Raw genomic sequence first — 23,197 nt, 5'->3', positions numbered from 1 at the left:
CCCCCGGCCCCGTTGTCGTTCTACGATGTCCGGTCGAGGTCAGGCAGGCAGGGCTGCACCCAACGGCTTTGCCTTGCGGGCTTTGGGCTGGTAGCGGGCAAAGCCGAGGTCGGCACTTTCGATCTCGGTCGAGCGGCCACTGACGAGGTCGGCAAGGACGCGGCCCGAACCGGCTGCCATCGTCCAGCCGAGCGTGCCGTGGCCGGTGTTCAGGAACAGGTTCGACACGGGCGAACGGCCGACGACAGGGGTTCCATCGGGGGTCATCGGGCGAAGGCCGGTCCAGAAGGTGGCGCGGCCTTGGTCGCCCGCGCCGCCGAACAGGTCTTCGACCGAATGTTCCAGCGTGGCGCGGCGTTTCGGGTTCAGCGACAGGTCGAAGCCTGCGATTTCGGCCATGCCGCCAACGCGGATGCGGTCACCCAGACGGGTAATTGCGATCTTGTGGGTTTCGTCCATCACGGTCGAGACGGGCGCGCGCGCAGCGTCCATGATCGGGACGGTGATCGAGTAACCTTTGACCGGATAGACCGGAAGTTTGATGCCCAAGGGCGCCACAAGCTGCGGTGAATAGCTGCCCAAGGCCACCACGAAAGCATCGGCGGTAATGCGGCCTGCGCTGGTGCGGACGGCGGTGATGCGCCCTGCGTCGGCTTCCAGCGCGTCAATCGACAGGCCGTAGCGGAAGGTCACGCCAAGCGCAGCGGCCATGGTCGCAAGGCTGGTGGTGAATTTGAAGCAATCGCCGGTTTCGTCGCCGGGCAGGCGCAAGCCCCCTGCGATCTTGTCACGGGCGGCGGCAAGGCCGGGTTCGGCGGCAACGCAGGCGTCGCGGTCGAGCACTTCGAAGGGCACACCATCGGCGCGCAGGACGTCGATATCCTTGGCGGCAGCTTCCACCTGCTTTTGCGTGCGGAACAGTTGCAGCGTGCCCTGGGTGCGTTCGTCATAGCTGATGCCGGTGTCGGCGCGCAGTTGCATCAGGCAATCGCGCGAATATTCGGCAAGGCGCACCATGCGGCGCTTGTTCGTCTGGTAGGCAGGCGTGGTGCAATTGGCCAGCATCTGCGCCATCCACGTCAGCTTGGCCAGATCCGGACGGGGCTGGATGATCAGCGGCGCGTGTTTCATGAACAGCCATTTGACCGCCTTGGCCGGAATGCCAGGCGCGGCCCATGGCGAGGAATAACCGGGGCTGATTTCACCCGCGTTGGCGAAAGAGGTTTCCAGCGAAGGGCCTGCCTGACGGTCGATCACCGTCACCTCGTGTCCGGCCTTTGCCAGATACCACGCCGAGGTCACGCCGATCACACCAGAGCCAAGAACCACGATCTTCATGCTGCGCCATCCGAGTCAGAGGGGTTTCGTGCAGGATGCCGCGAGCCGGGCGGGATTTCCTGTCAAAGGTTGTCGGCGGAACCTTTCACTTTGGAAGATTTTATCGAAATAATGGCATTCGAAGAAGAAAATTTCAGACGATGAAAGATACGGCGAAAGAAAAACATGCAGAAAGGGGCTGGGTCCGACGATCCTTGCTCCAAATAACGGATCACGCAGCGGCACAAAGCGGCACATTTCTGCGATGTCTTGCCTCCTCCCCTGTGAAGCGGGGCGGGGCGTTGCTATAGTTGGGAGTATGAAAATCAAAGCCGCCCTCCTTGCCCCGCTCGCCGTCCTTGCGCTGGCCTTTCCGGCGCATGCCGAAAAGATCGAGCTGAAAGAGCTGAACCGTTACCTGAACGGGCTTGGCACCGTGCAATCGGATTTCACCCAGGTGAATGCCGACGGGACGATCTCGACCGGTATGCTTTACATCAAGCGGCCGGGTCGGGTGCGGTTCGAATATGCGCCGCCGGACGACAGCCTTGTGCTGGCGGGGGGCGGCCAGGTTGCGATCTTTGACGCCAAGTCGAACCAGCCGCCCGAGCAATATCCGCTCAGCCGTACGCCGCTTAGCCTGATTCTGGATGCCAATGTCGATCTGGCACGGGCCAAGATGGTGGTCGGCCATGTCGAGCAGGACGCCACGACCCGGCTTGCCGTGCAGGATCCGGCGCATCCGGAATATGGCTCTATCGAGTTGGTCTTTACCCCGAACCCTGTCGAATTGCGGCAATGGATCATCACCGACGATCTGGGCAGCCAGACAACCGTCATTCTGGGCGAGATGAAGAAGGGCGGAGATTTGCCGCCCTCGCTGTTCTCGATTTCAATCGAAGCCGATAAGCGCAAGTGATCAGAGCTTGCCGCAGCCCTGCAACTGGCTGCGATACATCTCGGCGCGGTTCCCGACCTTGGCGGCGACGTCCATGAGCCACGGCTTGCCAAGGTAGCTTTGGCGGGCAAATCCGCTGCGGCCTTCGTGATAGGCAAGGTACTGGCTGGCGGCATCCCATTTCGGGACGTTCAGCTTTCGCGTCGTCTCGTCCATGTACCAACCCATGAAATCGGTCGCGTCCTGTATGCGGTCGCGACGGGCGCCCGAGCGGCCCGCCGTTTCACGGTATTCGTCCCATGTGCCGTCGAGTGCCTGGCTGTAGCCATAGGCGGAAGACTGGCGCCCCATGGGGATGATGCCAAGCGCATAGCGATGCGGGGTGCGTGCATTGCCAATGAACTTTGATTCCTGATGGATCGTCGCCATCTGCACGTGTATCGGAATGCCCCAGCGGCGTTCGGCCGCCTTCATGGCACGCAGATACTGCGGACGCTCGGCCACGATGGCGCAAGCGTTGTCCAGTTGTCTGGGCGCCGAATAGTTGCCACCCCCGCAGGAGGCCAGAAACAGCAACAGTATCGACGCGCGGAGAAGTCTGCTCATCTGCCCCTCGCGGTTTATTCTTTTGCGGTGAGTTTAGGGGAAAAACGAGCCCGTGGAAATGGGGCAAAGGGTTAAGCCACTTCACGATTGCATGGGCAGGCCTGCGCCGCTGCGGGTTCGGGGCCAGCGACTGTGGGGCCAGCGACTGTGGGGGTAGGGTTCACAGACTGTTTCCTGTATCGGCCAGCCTCTCGGATGGACAAGACGCAGTCTAACGTCTTATTTACGGGAGTCGGGGGTTGCTACGCTATGATGACGACGCACGCGAAATACTGCCTCGGGCAGGTGGTCAAGCATCGGAAGCATCCCTTCCGCGGCGTGGTTTTCGATGTCGATCCGCGCTTCAACAACACCGAAGAATGGTATGACGCAATTCCGGAAGACAGCCGTCCGCGCCGTGACCAGCCGTTCTATCATCTGCTCGCCGAGAATGACCAAAGCTACTATGTGGCTTACGTGTCCGAGCAGAACCTGATCCCCGACGAAACCGGCGAACCCGTTGGCCATCCCGATCTGTCCGACCTGTTCGGTGACTTCGAGGACGGGCGCTATCCGCTGCAGTTCCAGATGAACTGAATCTTTACCGCTTCGCGCCTAGTCTTTGCCGGTACAGGCAGAACGGAGGGTGTGATGCAGCTTACGGTCAGGCGCGAAACCGGTGTCACGGTGGTTCGCGCGGATGAGGCGCGGTTGGATGCGGCGGGAGTTCTTGCCTTCAAGGACCGCTTCCGCGAGGCAGTGGTGAATGTGCAAGGGCGTGTCATCCTTGATCTGGGGTCGGTGAACTTCCTTGATTCTTCGGGGCTTGGCGCTGTCGTTGCGGCGCGCAAGTTTCTGGACGACGGGGTGGCGCTTGAACTGGCGGCGCTTACTCCGGCGGTTGAGCGGGTGTTCCGGCTGACGCGCATGGACTCGGTTTTCACGATCCATCCACAGGTCGAGGATGCGTTGACGGGGTGAGCGATGGTCTTTGAGCGAAGCCATTTCCGTGCGGATCCCGTTTCGGTGCGGGCAGCGCTTCAGCGGTTCGAACAGGGTTCTGTGCTTGGACCGCTCGGGGCGGACCACCGTGATTGTGTGCTGCTTGTGCTGGCCGAGGTGCTGAACAACGTGGCCGAACATGCTTATGCCGGGGATGCGGGTCCGGTGGCCGTCGCGCTGCGCTTGCGCGGCAGATCAATAGAGGCGCGGGTGGTTGACAGAGGCGGTGTTGCGCCGGCCTTGGGTATCGGCAGAGCCTGCGACCCGCTTGCCCTGCCCGAAGGCGGGTTCGGCACCGGATTGATTCGCACCCTGGCCAGCGGGATCTGTCAGGAAAGCAGGATGGGCTGCAATATCCTGCAATTTCGCATGGATGTGGACAATGTGGCGTGATGCTGCCGACTGTTTCCCGCTCTGGGGGCATGACGCAGAAAAGGCGTGTTTCGCCCCTAAAAACGCCCGCTGATTTGCCGATAAGGGACAAGTAGCTGCACTGAAAGCTTCACCCCGGCGGCGCGTGCGACAGCCCCCACCTAGCGGGCGCAGCCGGGGTTCCATCGCTCTGCCGCTTGGCATTCCCCCCCACGCGGCCTAGGCTTTGCCCTTCAATAGCGGAGGGTCAGCATGCGCGATTTCCATATGCCGGGTCGTTCGGCGGTCTATGCAGCGAACGGTATGTGCGCGACGTCGCACCCCCTCGCCGCAAAGGTTGCGATCGACATTCTGCAAGCGGGCGGCAATGCCGTAGATGCGGCGATTGCGGGTGCCGTGCTGCTGGGTATCTGCGAGCCGCAGATGACAGGCATTGGCGGCGACTGTTTCGTGTTGCTAAAACCGGCAGGGCGCGAGGATGTGATCGCGCTGAACGGTTCGGGGCGTGCGCCCAAAGGGTTGTCTGCCGCGTCGATGCGGGCGCAGGGGCTGACCGCCGTGCCGATCCAAGGGATCGAGGCGGTCACGCTGCCCGGCGCTATCGATGCGTTTTGCCGTCTGTCGGCCGATTGGGGCAAGCTGGGGCTGGACCGGGTTCTGGCCCCCGCGATCCATTATGCAGATCATGGCGTGCCGGTGGCGCCGCGCGTGGCCTTTGATTGGGCGGTGGATGCCGGATCGCTGAAGGGGGCGGCGCGGCAGTTCTACCTGCTTGACGGTGCGGTGCCCACGGCGGGCCAGACGTTCCGCGCCCCCGGTCAGGCCGAGGTGCTGCGCCGCATCGCGCATCAGGGGCGCGCGGGATTCTATGAGGGCGAGGTGGCCGAGGATATGGTCGCATCGCTGCAAGCCTTGGGCGGGACGCATACGCTGGATGATTTCGCAGGTGTCGCCTGTGATTACACCGTGCCGGTTTCCGGTGTCTACAAGGGGGTCGAACTGGTCGAGCATCCGCCGAACGGGCAGGGCGCGACGGCGATTTTGCTTGCCAACATTCTGGGCCACTTCGACATCGCGGCGATGGACCCGACCGGAGCCGAGCGGGCCCATATCGAGGCCGAGGCGGCCAAGCTCGCCTATGACGCGCGCAACCGTTTTCTTGCGGATGCCGACCACATCACGCGGCTGGATCATATGCTGGCGCCCGATACGGCGGCGCGGCTGGCTGCGCTGATCGACCTTGACCGTGCCATGCCTGCGGCTGCCGCGATTTCCGAGGCGGTGCACAAGGATACGATCTATATCACTGTGGTCGACCGTGACCGCATGGCGGTGAGCCTGATCTATTCGGTGTTCTGGGGCTTCGGTTCGGGCTTTGCGTCCGACAAGTTCGGGATCAACTTCCAGAACCGTGGCGCGGGCTTTTCGCTGGCCGAGGGGCATGCGAATGAAGCGGCGGGCGGCAAACGCCCCATGCACACGATCATTCCGGGCATGCTGCGGGAAGGTGGGCGCGTGACCATGCCCTTTGGCGTGATGGGCGGGGCCTATCAGCCCAATGGCCATGTGCGATTCCTGTCCAATCTGGTCGATTTCGGCATGGGCGTGCAGCAGGCGATGGACGCGCCACGGGCATTCGGGGCGCTGGACGGGATGAAGGTCGAGCGCGGTTATTCCGATGCCGTCAGGGCGCGGCTGGCGGAAATGGGGCATGAGGTTTCGGTTCCGGACGAGCCGATTGGCGGGTCACAGGCGATTTTCATCGGGACGGATGGGGTTCTGGTCGGCGGGTCCGACCCACGAAAAGACGGGTGCGCGCTTGGCTATTGATTACGAAGACATCTCGGCGGCGATCCTGTCGCTGTGCGAGGGCGAAACCGACGCGGTGGCGCTGATGGCGACGGTGGTGTGCGAAATACACCATCGCCATCCCTTTTCGGACTGGACCGGCTTTTACCGTGTGGTCGCGCCGGAACTGTTGAAGATCGGGCCATATCAGGGCGGGCATGGCTGTCTGGTCATCCCGTTCAGCCGTGGGGTTTGCGGCGCTGCGGCGCGGTCGGGCCGCGTGTTGAACGTGCCGGATGTCGATGACTTTCCCGACCACATCGCCTGTTCATCGACCACACGGTCGGAACTGGTGGTGCCGGTCTGGAACGGGGCGGGGGTGCTTTTGGGCGTGCTTGACCTCGACAGCAACACGCCTGCTGCCTTTACCAAGGCGGATGAAGATTGGATCGTGCCGCTTATGGCCCGCGTGTTCAAGGATGCCGTCTGATGCGCGGGTCGTGCCTGTGCGGGGCGGTGGTGTTTGAATCCGATGCCGCCCTGCGCCCCGTCATCGCCTGCCACTGCACGCAATGCAGAAAGACGAGCGGGCATTTCTGGGCAGCGACAAGCGTGCCGAGGGAGGCGCTGCGGATCGTCAAGGATGACGGGCTGGCGTGGTTCCAGTCGAGTGCCACGGCGCGGCGCGGGTTCTGCAAGACCTGCGGGTCCAGCCTGTTCTGGGACCCTGTGGAAGGCGACGCGATTTCGATCGGCGCGGGCTGCATCGACGGAGCGACCGGCGTGGCCGTTGACTGCCACTGGTATGTTGACGACAAGGGCGACTATTACCAATTGACCGACGGTTTGCCGCAATTCACGGCTGCGTCTTGAGGGAGACGGATATGGCGGCGATTACGCTTCTCGATGGCGGGATGGGGCAAGAGCTTGTGGCGCGGTCGGGCGACGAGCCGACACCGCTTTGGGCAACGCGGGTCATGCTTGACCATCCGCATCTGGTGCGGGCGATCCATGACGATTACTTCGCCGCCGGGGCGACGGTCGCCACGACCAACACCTATGCCATCCACCATGACAGGCTTTTGCCATTCGGGCTGGACCATCTGTTCCACGATCTGCACCGCCGCGCCGTGGCCGAGGCGCGGGCGGCGCGGGACGCGCATGGGTCGGGCCGTATCGCAGGGTCGATGGGTCCGCTGGTTGCCACCTATCGCACCGATGTGACGCTGCCGCTGGCCGAGGCCGAACCGAAATACGCCGAAATCGCGCGGATCATCGGGCCAGAGGTCGACATGATCCTGTGCGAGACGATGGCGAGCGTCTTGCAGGCCGAGGGCGCGCTGCGCGGGGCCTTGGCGGGCGGCAAGCCGGTGTGGCTGTCGGTGACGGTCGACGACCGTGACGGCAGCAAACTGCGGTCAGGCGAGCCGGTGGCCGATTTGCAGCGGCTGGTCGATGCCTACCATCCGGCGGCGATTCTGGTGAACTGTTCGGTGCCCGAGGCGATGGCGGATGCCATGGCCATCGTGGCGGGCTTCGGCGTGCCCTTCGGGGCCTATGCCAACGGGTTCACCCATATCTCGGACGGGTTTCTGGAAGATGCCCCGACGGTCGCAGCATTGACGCACAGGCACGATCTGACGCCCGAGAAATATGTGGGTTTCGCGATGGGCTGGGTGGCGCAGGGCGCGACCATCGTCGGTGGCTGCTGCGACGTGGGGCCTGAGCATATCCGCGCGCTGGCGGCGGCGTTGCGGGCGGCGGGCCATACCATCCAATGATGGAATTCACCTATGATCCGCCCGATGTGCCGCTTTCGGTGCTGCATATCGGCGGGCGGATCATCGTGCTCGACAAGCCTTCGGGGCTGCTCTCGGTGCCCGGCAAGCTGGAAGGGCGCGAGGATTGCCTGATTGCGCGGCTGGTTGACGAATACCCCGAGGCGCTGCTGGTGCATCGCCTCGACTGCGACACTTCGGGCGTGATGATCTTTGCGCGGGACAAGGTGGCGCAGGGCTTTCTGGGGCAGGAATTCGAGAAGCGGCGGGCGAAGAAAAGCTATGTCGCGCGGGTTTGGGGTGTTGTGGGACCGGATAAGGGGCGGGTGGACCTGCCGCTTTGCGCCGATTGGCCCAACCGCCCCAAGCAGATGGTCGACCATGTGAACGGGCGGCAGGCCGTGACCGATTGGGAAGTGATCGGGCGGGGGAATGGCGAGACGCGGGTGCGGATGTTTCCGCTGACGGGGCGCAGCCACCAGTTGCGGGTGCATATGGCGGAACTGGGCCATCCGATCCTTGGCGACCCGATCTATGCAGACGGAGCTGCGCTGGCCTTCCCGCGCCTGATGCTGCACGCGGAAACGTTGGGGCTGCACCATCCGGAAACGAAGGGCTGGGTTTCGTTCGCGTCGGTCTGCCCGTTCTAGGGCAGGGCGGTCCGGCAGGCGGCATTTGCGGGGCCGGTGTTGCGCCGTGAGTATTTGGGCAAAGGTGAAACGGGCAGGGCGGATCGTTGCCGTGAAGCGTCGCCTTTGACACTCACACCAAGGCGGGCGGGGGCGCTAGGCTTCGGTCAGACACGGGAAAGGCTGGCCATGGAACATCGTCACTTGCTGTCGCCGGTCGCGTTGCGGGGGCATACCCTGCGGAACCGCATCGTGTTCGGGGCGCATACCAACAACATGGCGACAGGCGGTTTGCCGGGGGCGCGGACGGCGGGTTATCTGCTGGAACGGGCGCTGGGCGGGGCGGCGATGATCGTGGCCGAACCGGTGCCGGTGCATCGCACGGGGGTGCTGACGCGGGGCAATTTCCTGCATGGCACGGATGAGGTGATCCCGCATTTCCGCAAGGTGACCGAGCCGGTCAAGGAAGCGGGCGCGGTGATCTTGCAGCAGCTTTACCACATCGGGGCGCATGGCGATTCGGACCTGAGCTTTGCGCCGCATTGGTCGCCCTCGGGCGGGCCGAGCTATCACGATTCGGACGGGTCGCATAAGGTGACCGAGGCCGAGATATGGGAACTGATCGACGCGCATGTCGCGGCGGCGGTGCGCTGCAAGGCGGCGGGGTTTCAGGGGGTCGAGGTCTGGGCGGCCTATCATTCGCTTCTCGACCAGTTCTGGACGCCGTGGAGCAACCGGCGTGACGATCAATGGGGTGGATCGCTGACAAACCGCACGCGGATGTCGCGGACGATCATCGAGCGGATCAGGCGGGAGTGTGGCGAGGATTTCATCATCGGGCTGGCGGTGAGCACGTCCGATAGCCAGAGCGTGACGCTGGGGGTGGAAAGCCTGTCCGAGATCGTGGCGCTGCATGATGCGACCGGGCATGTGGATTATGTCACCTGCGGGCATGGCGGGTATCTGGATTTCGAACGGCTGATGCCGACCTTTCTGTTCGGTGAAAAGCTGACTGCTCCGGTGACCGAGGTGCTGAAAGGCGTGGTCAAACATGCGCTGGTGACATCGGAGGCGCATGTGCGGACGCCCGAGAATGCGGAAAGCGTGATCGCTAGCGGTCAGGCTGATCTGGTCTCGATCGTGCGGGGGCAGATTGCCGACCCGCATCTGGCGCGAAAGACCATGGAAGGGCGGGCCGAGGATGTGCGGGGCTGCATTTCTTGCAACCAGATGTGCTGGGGGCGCAGGTCGCGGGATTACTGGATTTCCTGTCTGATCAACCCGAGCGCGGGGCGCGAATGGGAGTGGGGCGGCGACCGCTTCACCCCTGCGGCCATCAAGCGGTCGGTGCTGGTGGTGGGTGGCGGGCCTGCGGGGCTGGAGGCGGCGCGGGTGGCGGCGGAGCGCGGGCATGGCGTGGAATTGCACGAGGCGTCGGCGCATCTGGGCGGGCAGTTCCGGCTGGCGGCGATGCAGCCGAGGCGGGGGCAGATTGCCGACCTGATCGGCTGGTACGAGCGGCAGCTGGCCAAGTTGGGCGTGGTGGTGCGGCTGAACAGCTATCTCGACGAGGGCGAGGTGGCGGCGCACGGGGCCGAGGTGGTGATCGTGGCGACGGGGTCTTTGCCGGATGGCACGGGGTTCCAGCGCTGGGTGCCGGGCGAGGAGCGGTTGCCGGGGATCGATGCGGGGGGTGTGTTCTCGCCCGAGGAGGTGCTGCGGCGCGAGGCGCGGCTGGGGGATACGGTGGTGGTCTATGACGAAGGCGGCAACTGGCGCGGGGTCGGCACGGCTTGGGCGCTGGCCGAGCAGGGTAAAAAGGTGATCGTGGTCACGCCGGATGCCTTCGTGGGCAAAGAGATCGCCCGCACTTCGGCGGACGGTCCGGCGCGGGGGCGGCTGGCGCGGGCGGGGGCGGTGATGCTGACCGAACATGTCATCACCCGCTGGCATGGCAACGGGGTGACGGTGCGGTCGATGCTGGACGGGGCCGAGCAGACGCTGGCCGCCTCGGCGCTTGTGATGGCGACGACGAATGTGGCGTTCGATCCGTTACCAGAGGCGATTGCCGGCAAGGTGCTGCACCGGATCGGCGATTGCGCCGCGCCAAGGCAGGCACCCTATGCGTTTCATGACGGGCGCAAGGTGGGGCTGGCTGTGTGATCATTCCCCGGCCTTTTGCGGGGCTGGGTCGAGGATGTCGTACCAATCGGGCTTGCTGGCGGTGTGTATGTGTTCGGCGATTGTCAGGCCCGTGGGCAGGTCGAGCGTTCCGACCGTGACGTAGACGCGGTTGCCCGGTTCGGCCTGCCAGAAGAGCGCACTGCCGCAGGTCGGGCAAAAGCCGCGTCTGGTGTCGGGCGACGATTGGAACCATGCCGGTTCACCCTCGATGGAAAGTTCGGACGGGCGGCAGGCGATGAAAGCCGCAAGGCTGCCCGACCAGCGGGCGCATTGCGCGCAGTGGCAAAGCGTGACGCCGGGAAGCGGGTCTTGGCTGTCGATGCGGTAGCTGATGGTGCCGCAAAGGCAATGGCCGGTGGCGCGCATGGTTCTCCCCTTTGCGGGGATAGCGCAGGGCGGGCGGGCTTGTTCCTTGGCCGATGTGGAAGGGGGGCTGTCTGCCCCCCGACGCTGCGCGTCGCCCCCCGAGGATATTTGGGCCAACGTGAGAGCAGACGGCTGCGTTAACGTTAACGGGGTGTTGTGCCCGCCTAGGGCAGGGGTGCTGCTCCCTCCCCCGTTCGGGGGGAGGGTCGGGGTGGGGGTTATTCCGCAGCGATGCTGCTGTCGTAGCCCGAGATGGCTTTGACCTCGAGGAATTCCTCCAGCCCCCAGATGCCGCCTTCGCGGGCGCGGCCCGAGGATTTGACGCCACCGAAGGGCGAGCCTGCGCCACGCGGTTTGCCGTTCATCTCGACCATGCCGGACCGGAGTTGGCGCGACAGGCGGTTGGCACGTTCGGGGCTGCCGGTCTGGACATAGTTGGTCAGGCCGTATTGCGTGTCATTGGCGATGCGGACGGCTTCGGCTTCATCCTCGAAGGGGATGATCGACAGGACGGGGCCAAAGATTTCCTCGCGCTCGATTGTCATGCCGGGTTTGACATCGGCAAAGATCGTGGGGCGTACGAAGTAGCCCTTGTTCATCCCTTCGGGCAGGCCAAGGCCACCGGCAACAAGGCGCGCGCCTTCGGCGATGCCTTTCTGGATATAGCCCTGAATCTGGTCCCACTGGCGTTTGTTGACCACGGGGCCGATATGATTGCCGGGTTGCATGGCGGGGGCGACGGCGATGGCGTTGGCGATCTCGGCCGCTTTGGCAACGGTTTCGTCATAGACCGAACGTTCGACCAGCAGGCGCGACGGGGCGTTGCAGGACTGGCCCGAGTTTTCCATCATCCGCTTGACCGACCGCAGCACGGCGCGGTCATCGGCATCGGCGAACAGCAGGTTCGCGCCCTTGCCGCCCAGTTCCAGCGTCACGCGCTTGAGGCTTTCGGCGGCGGCTTTGGTGATTGCCTTGCCTGCACGGGTCGAGCCGGTGAAAGAGATCATCTCGACATCGGGATGGGCCGAAAGGGTGGAGCCGACGCCGGGACCGTCACCGTTCACGAGGTTGAACACGCCCGCAGGGATGCCCGCGTCGTGGCAGAATTCGGCAAAGAGCATCGCGTTGAGCGGGCTTTCCTCGGACGGTTTGAGAACGCAGGTGCAGCCTGCCAGCATGGCGGGAATGGCTTTCAGCGCGATCTGGTTCATCGGCCAGTTCCATGGCGTGATCAGGCCGACGACCCCGATCGGTTCCAGCGCGATCATTGCACCCGGCGCATGGTCGCCAAGGGGTTTGAGCCAATGGATCTGGTCGAAGGCCCGCAGGAAGTTTGTCAGGTGCCACGGCAGGCAGGGGGCCTGGTCGGAACGGGCAAAGTCGATCGGTGCGCCCATTTCCATGGCGATGGCCTGAGCCATTTCCTCGGCCCGCTTTTCGTATTGCGCGAGGATGCCTGCGACCAGCTCCTTGCGCCGGGCTGGGGGCGTGGCCGCCCATGCGGGATAGGCGGCTTTAGCCGCTGCGACGGCGGCTTCGGTGTCTGCGGCACTGCCGATCGAGATGACGGCGCAGGGTTCTTCGGTCGAGGGGTCGATGACGTGCAGGTCATTCGGCGTGACGGGGGCGACCCAGCGCCCGTTGATGTAGAAGTCGCGCTTGATGAGCATGGGGGCCTCCATTTCGATTTGATCATATTTTGGCAGGGGGTAGCCGAGTCCGCAACCACCTTACGACGCGAAAAGGTCGGGAACGGATGCAGGGCTGGCCGGAACGGCGGTGCGTTGCGGCGGCGCGGGGCGGGATCGGTTGTGCGGCACGTGGCGATAAGCGGAAAATCTGCCACGCCGAGGGCGCGCAGGCGGACGGTTGTTCTCTTTTGAGGGCGGTTGCGCCAAGGGGGGTGAAACTTCGTTCCGTTTGGCGTATTTCTTTGGCAACCACAGAAGAGGAAGACGCCCATGTCTGTTCGCATCAATGATATCGCCCCCGATTTCACCGCCGAGTCGACGGCCGGCACGATCCGTTTCCACGACTGGCTGGATGGAGGATATGCCATCATCTTTTCGCATCCCCGCGATTTCACGCCGGTCTGCACCACCGAATTCGGGGCGGTCGCCCAGCTTTCGGCGGAATGGAAGAAGCGCAACACCAAGGTGATCGGCGTGTCGGTGGACTCGGTCGGTGACCATGAAAAGTGGAAGCGCGACATCGAGGCTTTCGGCGGTGCTCCGGCAGATTTTCCCATCATCGACGACTCGTCGCTGACAGTGGCCAAGGCCTATGACATGCTGCCCGCCGATTACTACCTGCCGACCGAGGGGCGCACCCCCGCGCATTCGGCAACCGTGCGGACGGTCTATATCGTCGGACCGGACAAGAAAGTGCGGCTGACCATGACCTATCCGATGTCGGTTGGCCGGAACTTTGCCGAAATCCTGCGTGCGCTCGATGCCGTGCAGGCGACGGACGGTGTGCCGCTGGCCACTCCGGCAAACTGGGTGCCCGGACAGGATGTGATCGTGGCGCTGGCACTTAACAATGAACAGGCGACGGAGCGGTTCGGCGCGCTTGATATTAAGCTTCCTTACTTGCGTTTTGCAAAAGCGCCGCGTTAATATACACTTACGGTTGTGGGGGCGGTCCGGCTGGCGGATTACCCCCACATAGACTTTTACTACCGGCGCAATCACGCGTAACGGATTATGTCGGCTTGACCTTCGCGCCTCGAAACCGTTTGCTGTTTGCGCGTGGTTTTCGAGCAGGTTTCTTTTGTCCAACAATACGACCATAGTTACGGTTTCTTTTAACAGCAGCACCGTCATTCGGGAATTGCTCGAATCGGTTCGTGGCGAGACGCCCTGCATCGTCGTGGATAACGGGCGAAGCGATGGCATCAGCGCCCTTGCCGCCGAGTTTGGCGCGGATTTGTTGCGGAACGAAGGAAATCAGGGGTTCGGGCGGGCTTGCAACGCCGGTGCCGCATTGGTCAAGACCGAGTTCATCTTTTTCGTCAATCCCGACGCAGTGATTGCCCCCGGTTGCATCGACGCGCTCGAAGAAGCCGCGCGCCAGCGGCCCGATTTTGCAGCCGCTAACCCGCGCGTGGTCGATGCGGAAGGGCGGTCAAAATTCAAGACCACATCGATTCTTCTGCCCGATGGCGGAACGCGTGCGCCCTTGCCGCAGACCACGACGCAGGTTCCGGTTCTTTCGGGGTGCGCGCTCTTCGTGCGGCGCAGCTTGTTCGAGGCGGTGGGCGGGTTCGATCCGGCGATTTTTCTGTATCACGAAGACCACGATCTTGCCGTTCGGCTGTCGCAGCACGGATCGCTCTGGTGCGTTCCCGAGGCGCTGGTGCGGCATCTGCAAGGGACGGGGGCTTCGCGAACGGCACAACTGGCTTGGTTCAAGGGCTATCACATGGCGCGCTCGCGGCATTTCGTGCTGAAAAAGCACGCCCGTCCCATGCCGTTTCTACGCACGCTGTTTCCTGCCTTTGGAGAGTTGCTGCTTCCGCACAACCTTTTTTCCACCCGTCGCCGGTCGCGCAGTCTGGGACAATTGATGGGGGCGCTTTCGTCGCTTGGCGATCACGGCGGATATAAAACGAAATGAGTTTCTTGCGCGATTTCATGCGCTGGCGCCGTGTCAGGCGTCATGTGGCCTTGCACGGCTGGACGTTTGAATTCCATGGCATTTCCGTCACCTTGCCCGAAATGGATACGCCGGGTTGCGCCAGTGCGCTGCTGCAGGGCAAATACGAGGCCGAGGAAGCCAAGCTGATCGCAGCACACCTGCCGCCGGATCGACCGGTGATTGAACTGGGCGGGTCGATGGGGGTCGTATCGGCCTTGATAGCGTCGCGTCTGGCCGACACCGTTGCCCATGTGATCGTCGAGGCGAACCCCGCTTTGCTTGAAGCCTGTGCCCTGAACGCTGCCGTGGCGCGGCGTCCATTGGCGAAAGTGCAGCATGCGGCCGTGGCTTATGGCGGACCTGTGGCCCGTTTTTCGGTGGGCGGGAACGTGCATGCCAACCACCTTGCGCGCGAGGGTGACACGGCATCGGTCATCGAGGTAAAGGCTGTAACGCTGGAAACCCTTTGGCAGGACATCGGCGCACCCGACGGCTTTACGCTGGTTTGCGATATCGAAGGCGCTGAGGCGCAGATGGTGGCGACAGACAGGCGGGTTCTGGAAGCCGCGGGTATGGTCATCATGGAGATGCACCCCGCCGTCTATCAGGGCGGTGTTGCGACCGAAGACGAGATCATCGGAACCTTGCAAGTTTCGGGTCTGCATCTGCGGCAGCGGTTTGCCGATGTCGGCCTATGGACACGCGACTGAGCAACGGTTTCAAAAGCAAAGGCCCCGGCATCGCTGCCGGGGCCTTTGTCTTGAACAAGAGCTCCGCTTACGCGTCGGCTTGCTCTTTCGGTTCGGCGATTTCCTGACCGGTTTCCTGATCGACCATCTTCATGCCCAGACGGACCTTGCCGCGGTCGTCAAAGCCGAGGAGTTTGACCTTGACCTCTTGGCCTTCTTTCAGGATCTCGTTCGGGTGGTTCAGGCGCTTGGACGCAATCTGGCTAACGTGCACCAGACCGTCGCGCTTGCCGAAGAAGTTCACGAAAGCGCCGAAATCGACCAGTTTCACGACCTTGCCGGTGTAGATCTGGCCTTCTTCGGGTTCTGCCACGATCGACCAGATCATGTCATAGGCCTTTTTGATGGCTTCTGCCGACGACGAGGCGATCTTGATCATGCCGTCGTCGTTGATGTCGACCTTGGCGCCCGACAGTTCGACGATCTCGCGGATGACCTTGCCGCCCGAGCCGATCACTTCACGGATCTTGTCGGTGGGGATGGTCAGCGTTTCGATCTTGGGGGCATACTCGCTGAAGCCCTGCGGTGCCGAGATGGCCTTCGCCATTTCACCGAGGATGTGCAGACGCCCGTCCTTGGCCTGCGCCAAAGCCTGCTCCATGATCGCGGGCGTGATGCCTGCAACCTTGATGTCCATCTGCAGCGAGGTGATGCCGGCGGTGGTGCCCGCAACCTTGAAGTCCATGTCGCCGAGGTGGTCTTCGTCGCCGAGGATGTCGGTCAGAACGGCGTAGCGGCCGTCATCTTCGAGGATCAGACCCATCGCCACGCCAGCGACCGGAGCCTTCAGCGGAACGCCCGCGTCCATCATCGACAGCGATCCGCCGCAGACCGAAGCCATCGAGGACGAGCCGTTCGATTCCGTGATCTCGGACACGACGCGGATGGTGTAGGGGAAGTCGGTCGGGGCGGGCAGCACGGCCTGAAGGGCGCGCCATGCCAGTTTTCCGTGACCGATTTCACGACGACCCGGGGATCCCACGCGACCGACTTCGCCGACCGAATAGGGCGGGAAGTTGTAGTGCAGCAGGAAGTTCGAGCGGCTGTTGCCGTGCAGGGCGTCGATGATCTGCTCATCCTCGCCCGTTCCCAGCGTGGTCACGACCAGGCCCTGGGTTTCGCCACGGGTGAACAGGGCCGAGCCGTGGGTGCGCGGCAGGATGCCGGTTTCGGAAACGATCGGGCGGACGGTCTTGTTGTCGCGTCCGTCGATGCGTGCGCCACCGTTGATGATGTCGCCGCGCAGGATCGAGGATTCCAGCTTTTTGATCGCCGAGCCGAGGTTGGCATCGGCAAGATCAGCTTCCGACATCGCGCCCTTGATGGCGGTCACGGCGGCAGAGATCGCGTTGGTGCGTTCCTGCTTGTCCTTGATCGCAAAGGCGGCGCGCATCTGGGTTTCGCCAGCGGTTTTGACTTTGGCGTAAAGGGCCGAATAGTCGGGCGCGTCAAAGTTGAACGGCTCTTTGGCGGCCACTTCTGCGAGGTCGATGATCAGGTCGATCACCGGCTGCATCGCTGCATGGCCAAACTTGACCGCGCCGAGCATTTCTTCCTCGGTCAGCTCGTAGGCTTCCGATTCCACCATCATCACGGCGTCTTTGGTGCCGGCGATGACAAGGTCAAGGCGCTGGTCGGGGTTGTTCCGCAGGCCCTGCAGATCGTCGACCGACGGGTTGAGGACGTATTCGCCCTTGGAGAAGCCGACGCGGGCCGCACCGATGGGGCCCATGAAGGGGACGCCCGAAATGGTCAGCGCTGCCGAGGCGGCGATGATCGCCAGAACGTCGGGTTCGTTGTGCAGGTCGTGCGAAAGAACCGTGCACATCACGAGCACTTCGTTCTTGAAGCCTTCGACGAAGAGCGGGCGGCAGGGACGGTCGATCAGACGCGACGTCAGCGTTTCCTTTTCGGAAGGCCGCGCTTCACGCTTGAAGAAGCCGCCCGGTATCTTGCCGGCGGCATAGTATTTCTCTTGGTAATGCACGGTCAGCGGGAAGAAGTCCTGCCCCGGCTTTGCGGCCTTTGCAAAGGTCACGTTGGCCATGACGGAGGTCTCGCCCAGCGTGGCGATCACGGTGCCGTCGGCCTGACGCGCGACCTTGCCCGTTTCCAGCGTGAGCGTTTCACCGCCCCACTGGATCGATTTCTTATGAACGTTGAACATCAGCGGATCCTATCTGAGAGCACCCACGGCCCCTGCCGTGTCTCTCGTGTCAATGGCGGCCCCATTGCCGCCGCCCCCTATCCTTTGCATGCGGCCGGGGGCGGGCCTCACGTCGCAGATTGGGCGCGCATACAGCAAAAGCGTGTGTTTGGGAAGCGTGGAGATTCGGGGGGTGTCTTGACAAACTTTGCCAAGCGCGCATCTTTTGCGGAATGGCGACGATGAACATTTCCCTTCCCGAAGCGATGAAAGCCTATGCCGAGGCGCAGGCCCGCGACGGAAGATTTGCAAATGTCAGCGATTATATGCGCGACCTGATCCGCCGCGATCAGGAACGGGCAAAGGCGCGGGACGAGATTCAGGCATTGGCCGAGCAGGGTATGGCAAGCGGGCCGCCGCGCCCGTTCGACATGGCCGCGTTTCTGGCGGCGCGGCGCAAGGCGTGACGCGACCGGTTCAGCTACGCCCCTTGGCCGAAGCCGATCTGGCAGAAATCTGGGACCATACGCTTGCGGAATGGGGATCGCGTCAGGCCGAGGCCTATCTTGCGGGTCTGGGCAAAATATTCGACTTGCTGGCCGAGCATCCCGAGATCGCGCGGCTTCGCACCGAATTCGTGCCGCCCTTGCGTCTGCACCCCTATCGCGCCCATCTGATCATCTTTCAAAGCGGCGAAACGCTCGAGGTGATCCGCGTGGTCCATGGGCGGACCGATTGGCTGGCATTCCTGACCGACTGAAAAGCAAAACGCCCGCAGCTTTCGCTACGGGCGTTCCGTTGGTTAACCGTGTTCGCGTTAGCGACGCAGGCCGAGGCGACCGATCAGCGACTGGTAGCGGCCTTCGTCCTTGCCCTTGAGGTAGTCGAGCAGTTTGCGGCGCTGGGCGACCATCATCAGAAGGCCGCGGCGCGAGTGGTTGTCTTTCTTGTGGCCCTTGAAGTGCTCGGTCAGCGTGGCGATACGCGACGAGAGGATCGCAACCTGAACTTCCGGCGAGCCGGTGTCGTTCTCTTTGGTGGCGTATTCCTTGATCAGGCGGGCTTTTTCTTCGACGGTGATCGACATCGGTGTCTCCTGTGAAGAGGGTGAAGGCACAAGCCGGGATGTCGTCCAGCAGGGCCGTTGGCACCTTTGGCAAGCAAAGGATGCGGGCGTATAGGGGAAATCCCCGTAAAAGAAAAGCCCGCAGTGCCAGAAACCGGGCGGCACCGTTAACCACGTGTCGAAAAAAGGGTCGCTTTTTTGCAAGCGGCAAACGATTATTCACCTTGGCCAAGCAATCTGGCTATCGGCGCAGGGGTGCGCAGGGTGTATGGGGTGCGATTATGCTTGGGCTGTTGAGCCTGATGGGTCTGTTCGCGGCGGGCATCATGGTAGATGCCGTCACCGGCATGTCCAATGATCAAGCAGATGACGACCCTGCCGACATCGAGGAAAGCGAACCGCAGCAACCGGAAGCGGACAGTACCGATGTTGCCTTGGCCGAATCATCGCTGCTGCCCGACGGTCATCTGGCGACCGATGACACCGGCCCTGCCAGCTTTCGGCTGAACCCGACCAGCGACGACGGGATGCCGCAGTCGGACGACAGTCCCGACACGCCGGGCGCGCAGCTCGATCTGGTCGGCGGCGGCGGGAATGATGTGCTGAACGGTGGCGGTGCGGATGACGCCCTGCGTGGGCTGGCTGGCCGCGACATGCTTGCCGGTGGCGCTGGCGATGACCGGTTGTTCGGTGATGCCGGTGCCGACATTCTGGACGGTGGCGATGGCAATGACAGTCTGCGCGGTGGCGATGATGACGATTGGCTGCGCGGCGGAGCAGGGGATGACCTGCTTTGGGGCAATTCCGGCGATGACACTGTCGATGGCTGGGCGGGTGACGATACGCTCGCCGGCGGGCTTGGGGCCGATTCGCTCAACGGGGGCGAGGGCGCAGACGTGCTGCGCGGCGGCGACGGCGGCGACAGGGTCGTCGGCGGCTTGGGCGATGACGGACTTTATGGTGGCGCGGGCAATGACGAAATTGACGGTGGTGACGGAAATGACCTGCTCGCCGCCGGAGAGGGTGTCGATGTGCTGAACGGCGGGGCCGGGGATGACACGCTTTGGGCCGGATCGGGAACAATGTTGTCTGGCGGATCGGGTGCGGATGACTTCATGCTCGGGACGGGCGGCAGCAGCCTTGTCACCGATTTTGACAGCGCGGCCGACCGCTTGGTCGTGGTTTACGATCCGGTGTTGCACCCGTCACCGGCGATTACCGTCGAAGACGCTGGCAACGATGCTTTGATCCGCCTCGACGGGATCGAGATTGCCAGCATCTCGGGCGGGGCTGGGCTGACGGTACAAGAGGTCGAATTGCGGTCAGCCTGACCAGATTTCGGGTTGCTTGTCGTAGCCGATGTAAAGCGGGTGCTTGGGGTGTCCACTGGCGGTCAGGCCGAGACAGTAAAGCGGGTGCCCCGTGGCACGCAGCAAGGTTTCGACCTGCCGACCGCGGTCAAGAAAGGCGCCATGGGTGCCCCAGGCGCAAATGATGCTGTCGGCCCAGTGCGCCGCGCTGTCGCCGATCGCCGTGTCATTCGCAGGCCCTACCGGATCGGGCTGTGCCCGCATCACGCGGGGATCTGTGGCGCGGAAGGCGAAGATGTTGGTCACGCGAAAGGCCCCGAAGCCAAGCGCCCGCGCCCGTCTTTCGCAGCGTTCCACGGTGGGATCGTTCTGCGTCTCGGTCGCGGTCGAGGGATTGAGCATGACGAAAAGCGCCTTTTGACCGGCCGGATTCCAGACGCGGGTCAGCAGGTAGCGATAGCGTTCACACGGCGAATAGACCGCCGTGCTTTCGGCATCGCCTTTCAGGTGGTGCCGCGTGATCATCGGTTGCGCTTTCGGCCAAAGCCGGGGGGCCATCTGCCCCCGGACCCCCCGAGGATATTTGAGCGCGCATGAAAGCGGAAGGGCGGGTCAGTTGAACACGCGGGTGGGGTGCAATTCGCCCGATTTATAGATACCGACCGCGACCGCCCGGCCCTGATAGCTGGCCCACGCCTCTTCTCCCCAATCGACGGACGAGGCGAGCACCATGCCCGGATTGCCGTTTTTGAGCCGCGCAGCCCCTTCGGGCGTGGCGGGAAGCTCGGGCAGATCGGCCAGGCCGAGTTCGAGGGGCTGCAAAAGCGCGTCGATCTCGTCGGTGCGGGCTAGGCGGTCGATGTCTTCCAGCGTGGCGCCCTGCGCGGCGGTGAATGGCCCCGACCATTCGCGCCGGAGCCAAAGCACATGGCCAAGGCAGCCGAGCGATTGGCCCAGATCGCGCGCGATGGAACGGACATAACCGCCCTTGCCGCAGACCATTTCCAGTTCGACATGGTCGGCATCGGGGCGAGCCAGCAGCGTCAGGCTTTCCACCCAGAGCGGGCGGGCGGCGAGGTCCATCGCTTCGCCGTCACGCGCAAGATCATAGGCGCGTTCGCCATCGACCTTGACCGCCGAGAACTGTGGCGGAACCTGCTGGATATCGCCCCGGAAGGCGGCAAGGGCGGCTTCGATCGCGGCATCGTCGGGGCGCTGGACCGAAGTCGCGATCACGCTGCCCTCGGCATCGTCGGTGGTGGTCGCCGCACCGAAGCGGACGACGAAACGGTAGCATTTCAACGCATCGGTGATGTAGGGCACGGTCTTTGTCGCCTCGCCCAGAGCCACGGCAAGAACCCCCGTCGCCGCGGGATCGAGCGTACCGGCATGCCCGGCCTTTTGCGCCTGAAATGCCCATTTCACCTTGTTCACGATGGCGGTCGAGGTGATCCCCGCTGGCTTGTCGATAACCAGCCAGCCCGACACGGCCCTGCCTTTTTTCGTTCGCGCCATCGGTCTGCCCCTTTCGGCTACAAGGTAACGGCTGCTAGCCAAGCCCGCCCGTCGCGTCAACCTTGCGCCGCTTTGCCTTTCCGCTTTTAAATCCCGCAGATTGCCTGTTATCCATCTGCTTATGAAATGGACGTTACCAAATACGCTGACGGTTTGCCGTCTGTTCGCCGCGCCGGGTGTGGCTTTGATGTTCCTGTATTTCCACCGGCCGCTCGCGGATTGGTTCGCCCTTGCGCTGTTTGTGACTGCCGCCATCACCGACTGGTTCGATGGCTATATCGCCCGCGCGTGGAAGCAGGAAAGCAAGTTCGGCGCGATGCTCGATCCGATTGCCGACAAGGCGATGGTGGTGATCGCTCTGGTCATCATCACGGGGTATTCAGGTATGAATCCGTGGCTGATCCTGCCGGTCACAGCTATCCTGTTCCGCGAAGTGTTCGTGTCGGGTCTGCGCGAGTTTCTGGGCGCCAAGGCGGGGCTTCTCCGTGTCACCAACCTGGCGAAATGGAAGACCACGGCGCAGATGGTGGCGATTGCGGTGTTGTTTCTGGGCACGGGGCTTGAGCATCTGGAAGGCATCGCCCGCCGCGGCATGACGCCAGACCAATATGCCGAACTGGTGACGCAAGGTCTGGCCGATCCGATCCGGTCCTGCGGGACGCGGGGGTGTTCGTCTTACGCGACGATGGTCGGGTTGGCCTTGATCTGGGTGGCGGCCATGCTCACCTTGATGACGGGGTGGGATTACTTCCGCAAATCCCTGCCATTCCTGCGTGAGGACAAATGATCGACGTCATCTATTTCGCATGGGTCCGCGAACGCATCGGCCTGCCGCGCGAACGGGTCGAGACGGATGCCGCGACCGTGGCGGGGCTGGTGGCCGAGCTTGTCGCGCGCGAATCGCGCTACGAGGCGGCTTTTGCCGACCTTGGCTCGTTGCGGGTCGCGCTGGACCAGGAGTTGTCGTCCTTTGATGCCCCGCTTGCCGGCGTGCGTGAGGTGGCGTTTTTTCCGCCCATGACGGGTGGCTAGGATGCGCGTCGCGGTTCAGGCGGATGCCTTCGATATCGGACAGGAAACCGCCGCCTTTATCGCAGGGGCAAAGGGGGCGGGGGCGGCTGTGACATTCGTCGGACTGGTGCGCGACAATGGTGGCAGCCTGTCGGCGATGGAGATCGAGCATTACCCCGGCATGACCGAGAAAGCGTTGGCTGCAATCGCGGCCGAGGCTGCAACGCGCTGGTCTTTGACCGACGCGCTGGTGATCCACCGCTACGGGCGGCTTGGCGCCGATGAGGCTATCATGATGGTCGCGACCGCAGCGCCGCACCGGGCCGATGCTTTTGCCGCCGCCGAATTCCTGATGGATTACCTGAAATCCCGCGCGCCGTTCTGGAAAAAGGAGATCGGCAGCGACGGAGCGTCATGGGTCGCCGCCAAGGACAGCGACGAAGCTGCCCTGACGCGCTGGTAAGTGGGCAAAGCCGTAGGGTGGGTGCTGTGCACCCACCCCTCTCGGTCAAAAGTCGAACAGTTCGCCCAGAAAGCTTTCGCGCTTCTTGCGCTTGTAGCCGTGGCGGTGGTCATCGTCGTCGCGGTAGCGCGGGTCTGGCGCATAGCCTTGGGGCGCATGCTGCTGTGACATCGGTTGGGGAGCGCGGGCCTGCGGGGCGGGCGCTGCTGCCGCAGGGGCTGCGACCGACCGCTCGATTATCTTGTCAAGCTCGCCCCTGTCCAGCCAGACGCCACGACATTTGGGGCAATAGTCGATCTCGACTCCGCCCCGGTCCGCCATCACAAGTGTTTCGTTGTCGACCGGGCATTTCATCGGCTGTCCTCCGTTTCGGTTCCTG

The 23,197-nt window shown here is 63.4% G+C and carries 28 protein-coding genes; 19 read left to right on the top strand and 9 right to left on the bottom strand.

Features of this window, described 5'->3' with window-relative positions:
• Positions 1-39: 39 nt before the first annotated feature.
• Complete coding sequence (locus HYN69_RS16385; RefSeq protein ID WP_108436691.1) at positions 40-1,338, bottom strand: D-amino acid dehydrogenase; 1,299 nt, start codon at positions 1,336-1,338, stop codon at positions 40-42.
• Between the two features lie 298 nt (positions 1,339-1,636).
• On the opposite strand from HYN69_RS16385, the gene HYN69_RS16380 reads away from it, so the two are divergent.
• Positions 1,637-2,236 carry a LolA family protein gene (locus HYN69_RS16380; RefSeq protein ID WP_108436690.1) on the top strand — a complete coding sequence of 200 codons (600 nt, stop codon included), beginning with the start codon at positions 1,637-1,639 and terminating at the stop codon, positions 2,234-2,236.
• On the opposite strand, the gene HYN69_RS16375 is transcribed toward HYN69_RS16380, so the two are convergent.
• Positions 2,237-2,821 carry a transglycosylase SLT domain-containing protein gene (locus tag HYN69_RS16375; protein WP_108436689.1) on the bottom strand — a complete coding sequence of 195 codons (585 nt, stop codon included), beginning with the start codon at positions 2,819-2,821 and terminating at the stop codon, positions 2,237-2,239.
• A gap of 249 nt (positions 2,822-3,070) precedes the next feature.
• On the opposite strand from HYN69_RS16375, the gene hspQ reads away from it, so the two are divergent.
• The 9 genes from hspQ (at position 3,071) to HYN69_RS16330 (ending at position 10,532) form a co-directional block, all read left to right on the top strand.
• Complete coding sequence (gene hspQ, locus HYN69_RS16370; RefSeq protein ID WP_108436688.1) at positions 3,071-3,397, top strand: heat shock protein HspQ; 327 nt, start codon at positions 3,071-3,073, stop codon at positions 3,395-3,397.
• A 54-nt stretch (positions 3,398-3,451) separates the two neighbouring features.
• The gene (locus HYN69_RS16365) at positions 3,452-3,781 is read left to right on the top strand and encodes an STAS domain-containing protein (RefSeq protein WP_108436687.1); all 330 of its coding nucleotides are present in this window, start codon (positions 3,452-3,454) and stop codon (positions 3,779-3,781) included.
• A gap of 45 nt (positions 3,782-3,826) precedes the next feature.
• Entirely contained in the window at positions 3,827-4,195 is a 369-nt protein-coding gene (locus tag HYN69_RS16360) for an ATP-binding protein (protein ID WP_159082508.1), read from the top strand.
• Positions 4,196-4,426: 231 nt separating this feature from the next.
• Positions 4,427-6,004, top strand: a complete 1,578-nt coding sequence (locus HYN69_RS16355; protein ID WP_108436685.1) for a gamma-glutamyltransferase family protein — start codon at positions 4,427-4,429, stop codon at positions 6,002-6,004.
• Positions 5,994-6,452, top strand: coding sequence for a GAF domain-containing protein (locus HYN69_RS16350; RefSeq protein WP_407925236.1), 459 nt, complete (start codon positions 5,994-5,996; stop codon positions 6,450-6,452). The genes HYN69_RS16355 and HYN69_RS16350 overlap by 11 nt, the downstream gene beginning before the upstream one ends.
• Positions 6,452-6,835, top strand: coding sequence for a GFA family protein (locus HYN69_RS16345; protein WP_108436684.1), 384 nt, complete (start codon positions 6,452-6,454; stop codon positions 6,833-6,835). Before HYN69_RS16350 ends, HYN69_RS16345 begins: the two co-directional genes overlap by 1 nt.
• Before the next feature lie 11 nt (positions 6,836-6,846).
• A complete protein-coding gene (locus HYN69_RS16340; protein ID WP_108436683.1) occupies positions 6,847-7,743 on the top strand; it encodes a homocysteine S-methyltransferase family protein in 897 nt (298 codons plus the stop codon).
• The gene (locus tag HYN69_RS16335) at positions 7,743-8,390 is read left to right on the top strand and encodes a pseudouridine synthase (RefSeq protein ID WP_108436682.1); all 648 of its coding nucleotides are present in this window, start codon (positions 7,743-7,745) and stop codon (positions 8,388-8,390) included. The genes HYN69_RS16340 and HYN69_RS16335 overlap by 1 nt, the downstream gene beginning before the upstream one ends.
• 168 nt (positions 8,391-8,558) lie before the next feature.
• Positions 8,559-10,532: an oxidoreductase gene (locus HYN69_RS16330; RefSeq protein WP_108436681.1), complete on the top strand. Its 1,974-nt coding sequence runs from the start codon at positions 8,559-8,561 to the stop codon at positions 10,530-10,532.
• Here HYN69_RS16330 and HYN69_RS16325 read toward each other — a convergent pair whose 3' ends face one another.
• The gene (locus HYN69_RS16325; RefSeq protein ID WP_108436680.1) at positions 10,533-10,919 is read right to left on the bottom strand and encodes a GFA family protein; all 387 of its coding nucleotides are present in this window, start codon (positions 10,917-10,919) and stop codon (positions 10,533-10,535) included.
• A 218-nt stretch (positions 10,920-11,137) separates the two neighbouring features.
• A complete protein-coding gene (locus HYN69_RS16320) occupies positions 11,138-12,589 on the bottom strand; it encodes an aldehyde dehydrogenase family protein (RefSeq protein ID WP_108436679.1) in 1,452 nt (483 codons plus the stop codon).
• A 291-nt stretch (positions 12,590-12,880) separates the two neighbouring features.
• Between HYN69_RS16320 and HYN69_RS16315 the strand changes: the two genes are divergently transcribed.
• The 3 genes from HYN69_RS16315 (at position 12,881) to HYN69_RS16305 (ending at position 15,268) form a co-directional block, all read left to right on the top strand.
• Entirely contained in the window at positions 12,881-13,537 is a 657-nt protein-coding gene (locus HYN69_RS16315) for a peroxiredoxin (RefSeq protein ID WP_108436678.1), read from the top strand.
• Positions 13,538-13,691: 154 nt separating this feature from the next.
• Positions 13,692-14,537 carry a glycosyltransferase family 2 protein gene (locus HYN69_RS16310; RefSeq protein WP_159082507.1) on the top strand — a complete coding sequence of 282 codons (846 nt, stop codon included), beginning with the start codon at positions 13,692-13,694 and terminating at the stop codon, positions 14,535-14,537.
• The gene (locus HYN69_RS16305) at positions 14,534-15,268 is read left to right on the top strand and encodes an FkbM family methyltransferase (protein WP_108436676.1); all 735 of its coding nucleotides are present in this window, start codon (positions 14,534-14,536) and stop codon (positions 15,266-15,268) included. The genes HYN69_RS16310 and HYN69_RS16305 overlap by 4 nt, the downstream gene beginning before the upstream one ends.
• Positions 15,269-15,335: 67 nt before the next feature.
• On the opposite strand, the gene pnp is transcribed toward HYN69_RS16305, so the two are convergent.
• Complete coding sequence (pnp, locus tag HYN69_RS16300) at positions 15,336-17,474, bottom strand: polyribonucleotide nucleotidyltransferase (RefSeq protein WP_108436675.1); 2,139 nt, start codon at positions 17,472-17,474, stop codon at positions 15,336-15,338.
• Between the two features lie 212 nt (positions 17,475-17,686).
• Here pnp and HYN69_RS16295 point away from each other — a divergent pair, with 212 nt between their 5' ends.
• Together HYN69_RS16295 and HYN69_RS16290 are read left to right on the top strand one after the other, a co-directional pair.
• Complete coding sequence (locus tag HYN69_RS16295; protein ID WP_108436674.1) at positions 17,687-17,920, top strand: type II toxin-antitoxin system ParD family antitoxin; 234 nt, start codon at positions 17,687-17,689, stop codon at positions 17,918-17,920.
• The gene (locus HYN69_RS16290) at positions 17,917-18,213 is read left to right on the top strand and encodes a type II toxin-antitoxin system RelE/ParE family toxin (protein WP_108436673.1); all 297 of its coding nucleotides are present in this window, start codon (positions 17,917-17,919) and stop codon (positions 18,211-18,213) included. Before HYN69_RS16295 ends, HYN69_RS16290 begins: the two co-directional genes overlap by 4 nt.
• A gap of 57 nt (positions 18,214-18,270) precedes the next feature.
• Here HYN69_RS16290 and rpsO read toward each other — a convergent pair whose 3' ends face one another.
• Positions 18,271-18,540, bottom strand: a complete 270-nt coding sequence (rpsO, locus tag HYN69_RS16285; RefSeq protein WP_108436672.1) for a 30S ribosomal protein S15 — start codon at positions 18,538-18,540, stop codon at positions 18,271-18,273.
• Between the two features lie 260 nt (positions 18,541-18,800).
• Here rpsO and HYN69_RS21815 point away from each other — a divergent pair, with 260 nt between their 5' ends.
• The gene (locus HYN69_RS21815) at positions 18,801-19,850 is read left to right on the top strand and encodes a calcium-binding protein (protein WP_159082506.1); all 1,050 of its coding nucleotides are present in this window, start codon (positions 18,801-18,803) and stop codon (positions 19,848-19,850) included.
• On the opposite strand, the gene HYN69_RS16275 is transcribed toward HYN69_RS21815, so the two are convergent.
• Together HYN69_RS16275 and truB are read right to left on the bottom strand one after the other, a co-directional pair.
• Positions 19,842-20,354, bottom strand: coding sequence for a DUF1643 domain-containing protein (locus HYN69_RS16275; RefSeq protein ID WP_108436670.1), 513 nt, complete (start codon positions 20,352-20,354; stop codon positions 19,842-19,844). The two genes, HYN69_RS21815 and HYN69_RS16275, sit on opposite strands and share 9 nt — an antisense overlap.
• 87 nt (positions 20,355-20,441) lie before the next feature.
• The gene (gene truB / locus HYN69_RS16270; RefSeq protein ID WP_108436669.1) at positions 20,442-21,344 is read right to left on the bottom strand and encodes a tRNA pseudouridine(55) synthase TruB; all 903 of its coding nucleotides are present in this window, start codon (positions 21,342-21,344) and stop codon (positions 20,442-20,444) included.
• Between the two features lie 121 nt (positions 21,345-21,465).
• Here truB and pgsA point away from each other — a divergent pair, with 121 nt between their 5' ends.
• The 3 genes from pgsA to HYN69_RS16255 are packed head-to-tail and all read left to right on the top strand — an operon-like array spanning position 21,466 to position 22,818.
• On the top strand, positions 21,466-22,131 hold the full coding sequence (gene pgsA, locus HYN69_RS16265) for a CDP-diacylglycerol--glycerol-3-phosphate 3-phosphatidyltransferase (protein WP_108436668.1): 666 nt from the start codon (positions 21,466-21,468) through the stop codon (positions 22,129-22,131).
• Positions 22,128-22,376, top strand: a complete 249-nt coding sequence (gene moaD / locus HYN69_RS16260) for a molybdopterin converting factor subunit 1 (RefSeq protein ID WP_108436667.1) — start codon at positions 22,128-22,130, stop codon at positions 22,374-22,376. The genes pgsA and moaD overlap by 4 nt, the downstream gene beginning before the upstream one ends.
• 1 nt (position 22,377) lies before the next feature.
• Positions 22,378-22,818: a molybdenum cofactor biosynthesis protein MoaE gene (locus HYN69_RS16255; RefSeq protein ID WP_108436666.1), complete on the top strand. Its 441-nt coding sequence runs from the start codon at positions 22,378-22,380 to the stop codon at positions 22,816-22,818.
• A gap of 45 nt (positions 22,819-22,863) precedes the next feature.
• Here HYN69_RS16255 and HYN69_RS16250 read toward each other — a convergent pair whose 3' ends face one another.
• Positions 22,864-23,172 (bottom strand): TFIIB-type zinc ribbon-containing protein, encoded by a 309-nt coding sequence (locus tag HYN69_RS16250; RefSeq protein WP_108436665.1) that lies wholly within the window; start codon positions 23,170-23,172, stop codon positions 22,864-22,866.
• Positions 23,173-23,197: the final 25 nt, after the last annotated feature.

It is taken from the genome of Gemmobacter aquarius (genome assembly GCF_003060865.1).
GTDB classification, from domain to species: Bacteria; Pseudomonadota; Alphaproteobacteria; order Rhodobacterales; family Rhodobacteraceae; genus Paragemmobacter; species Paragemmobacter aquarius.
Note: the sequence above shows the minus strand (reverse complement) of the source record. Positions and strands in the feature narration are given on the sequence as shown.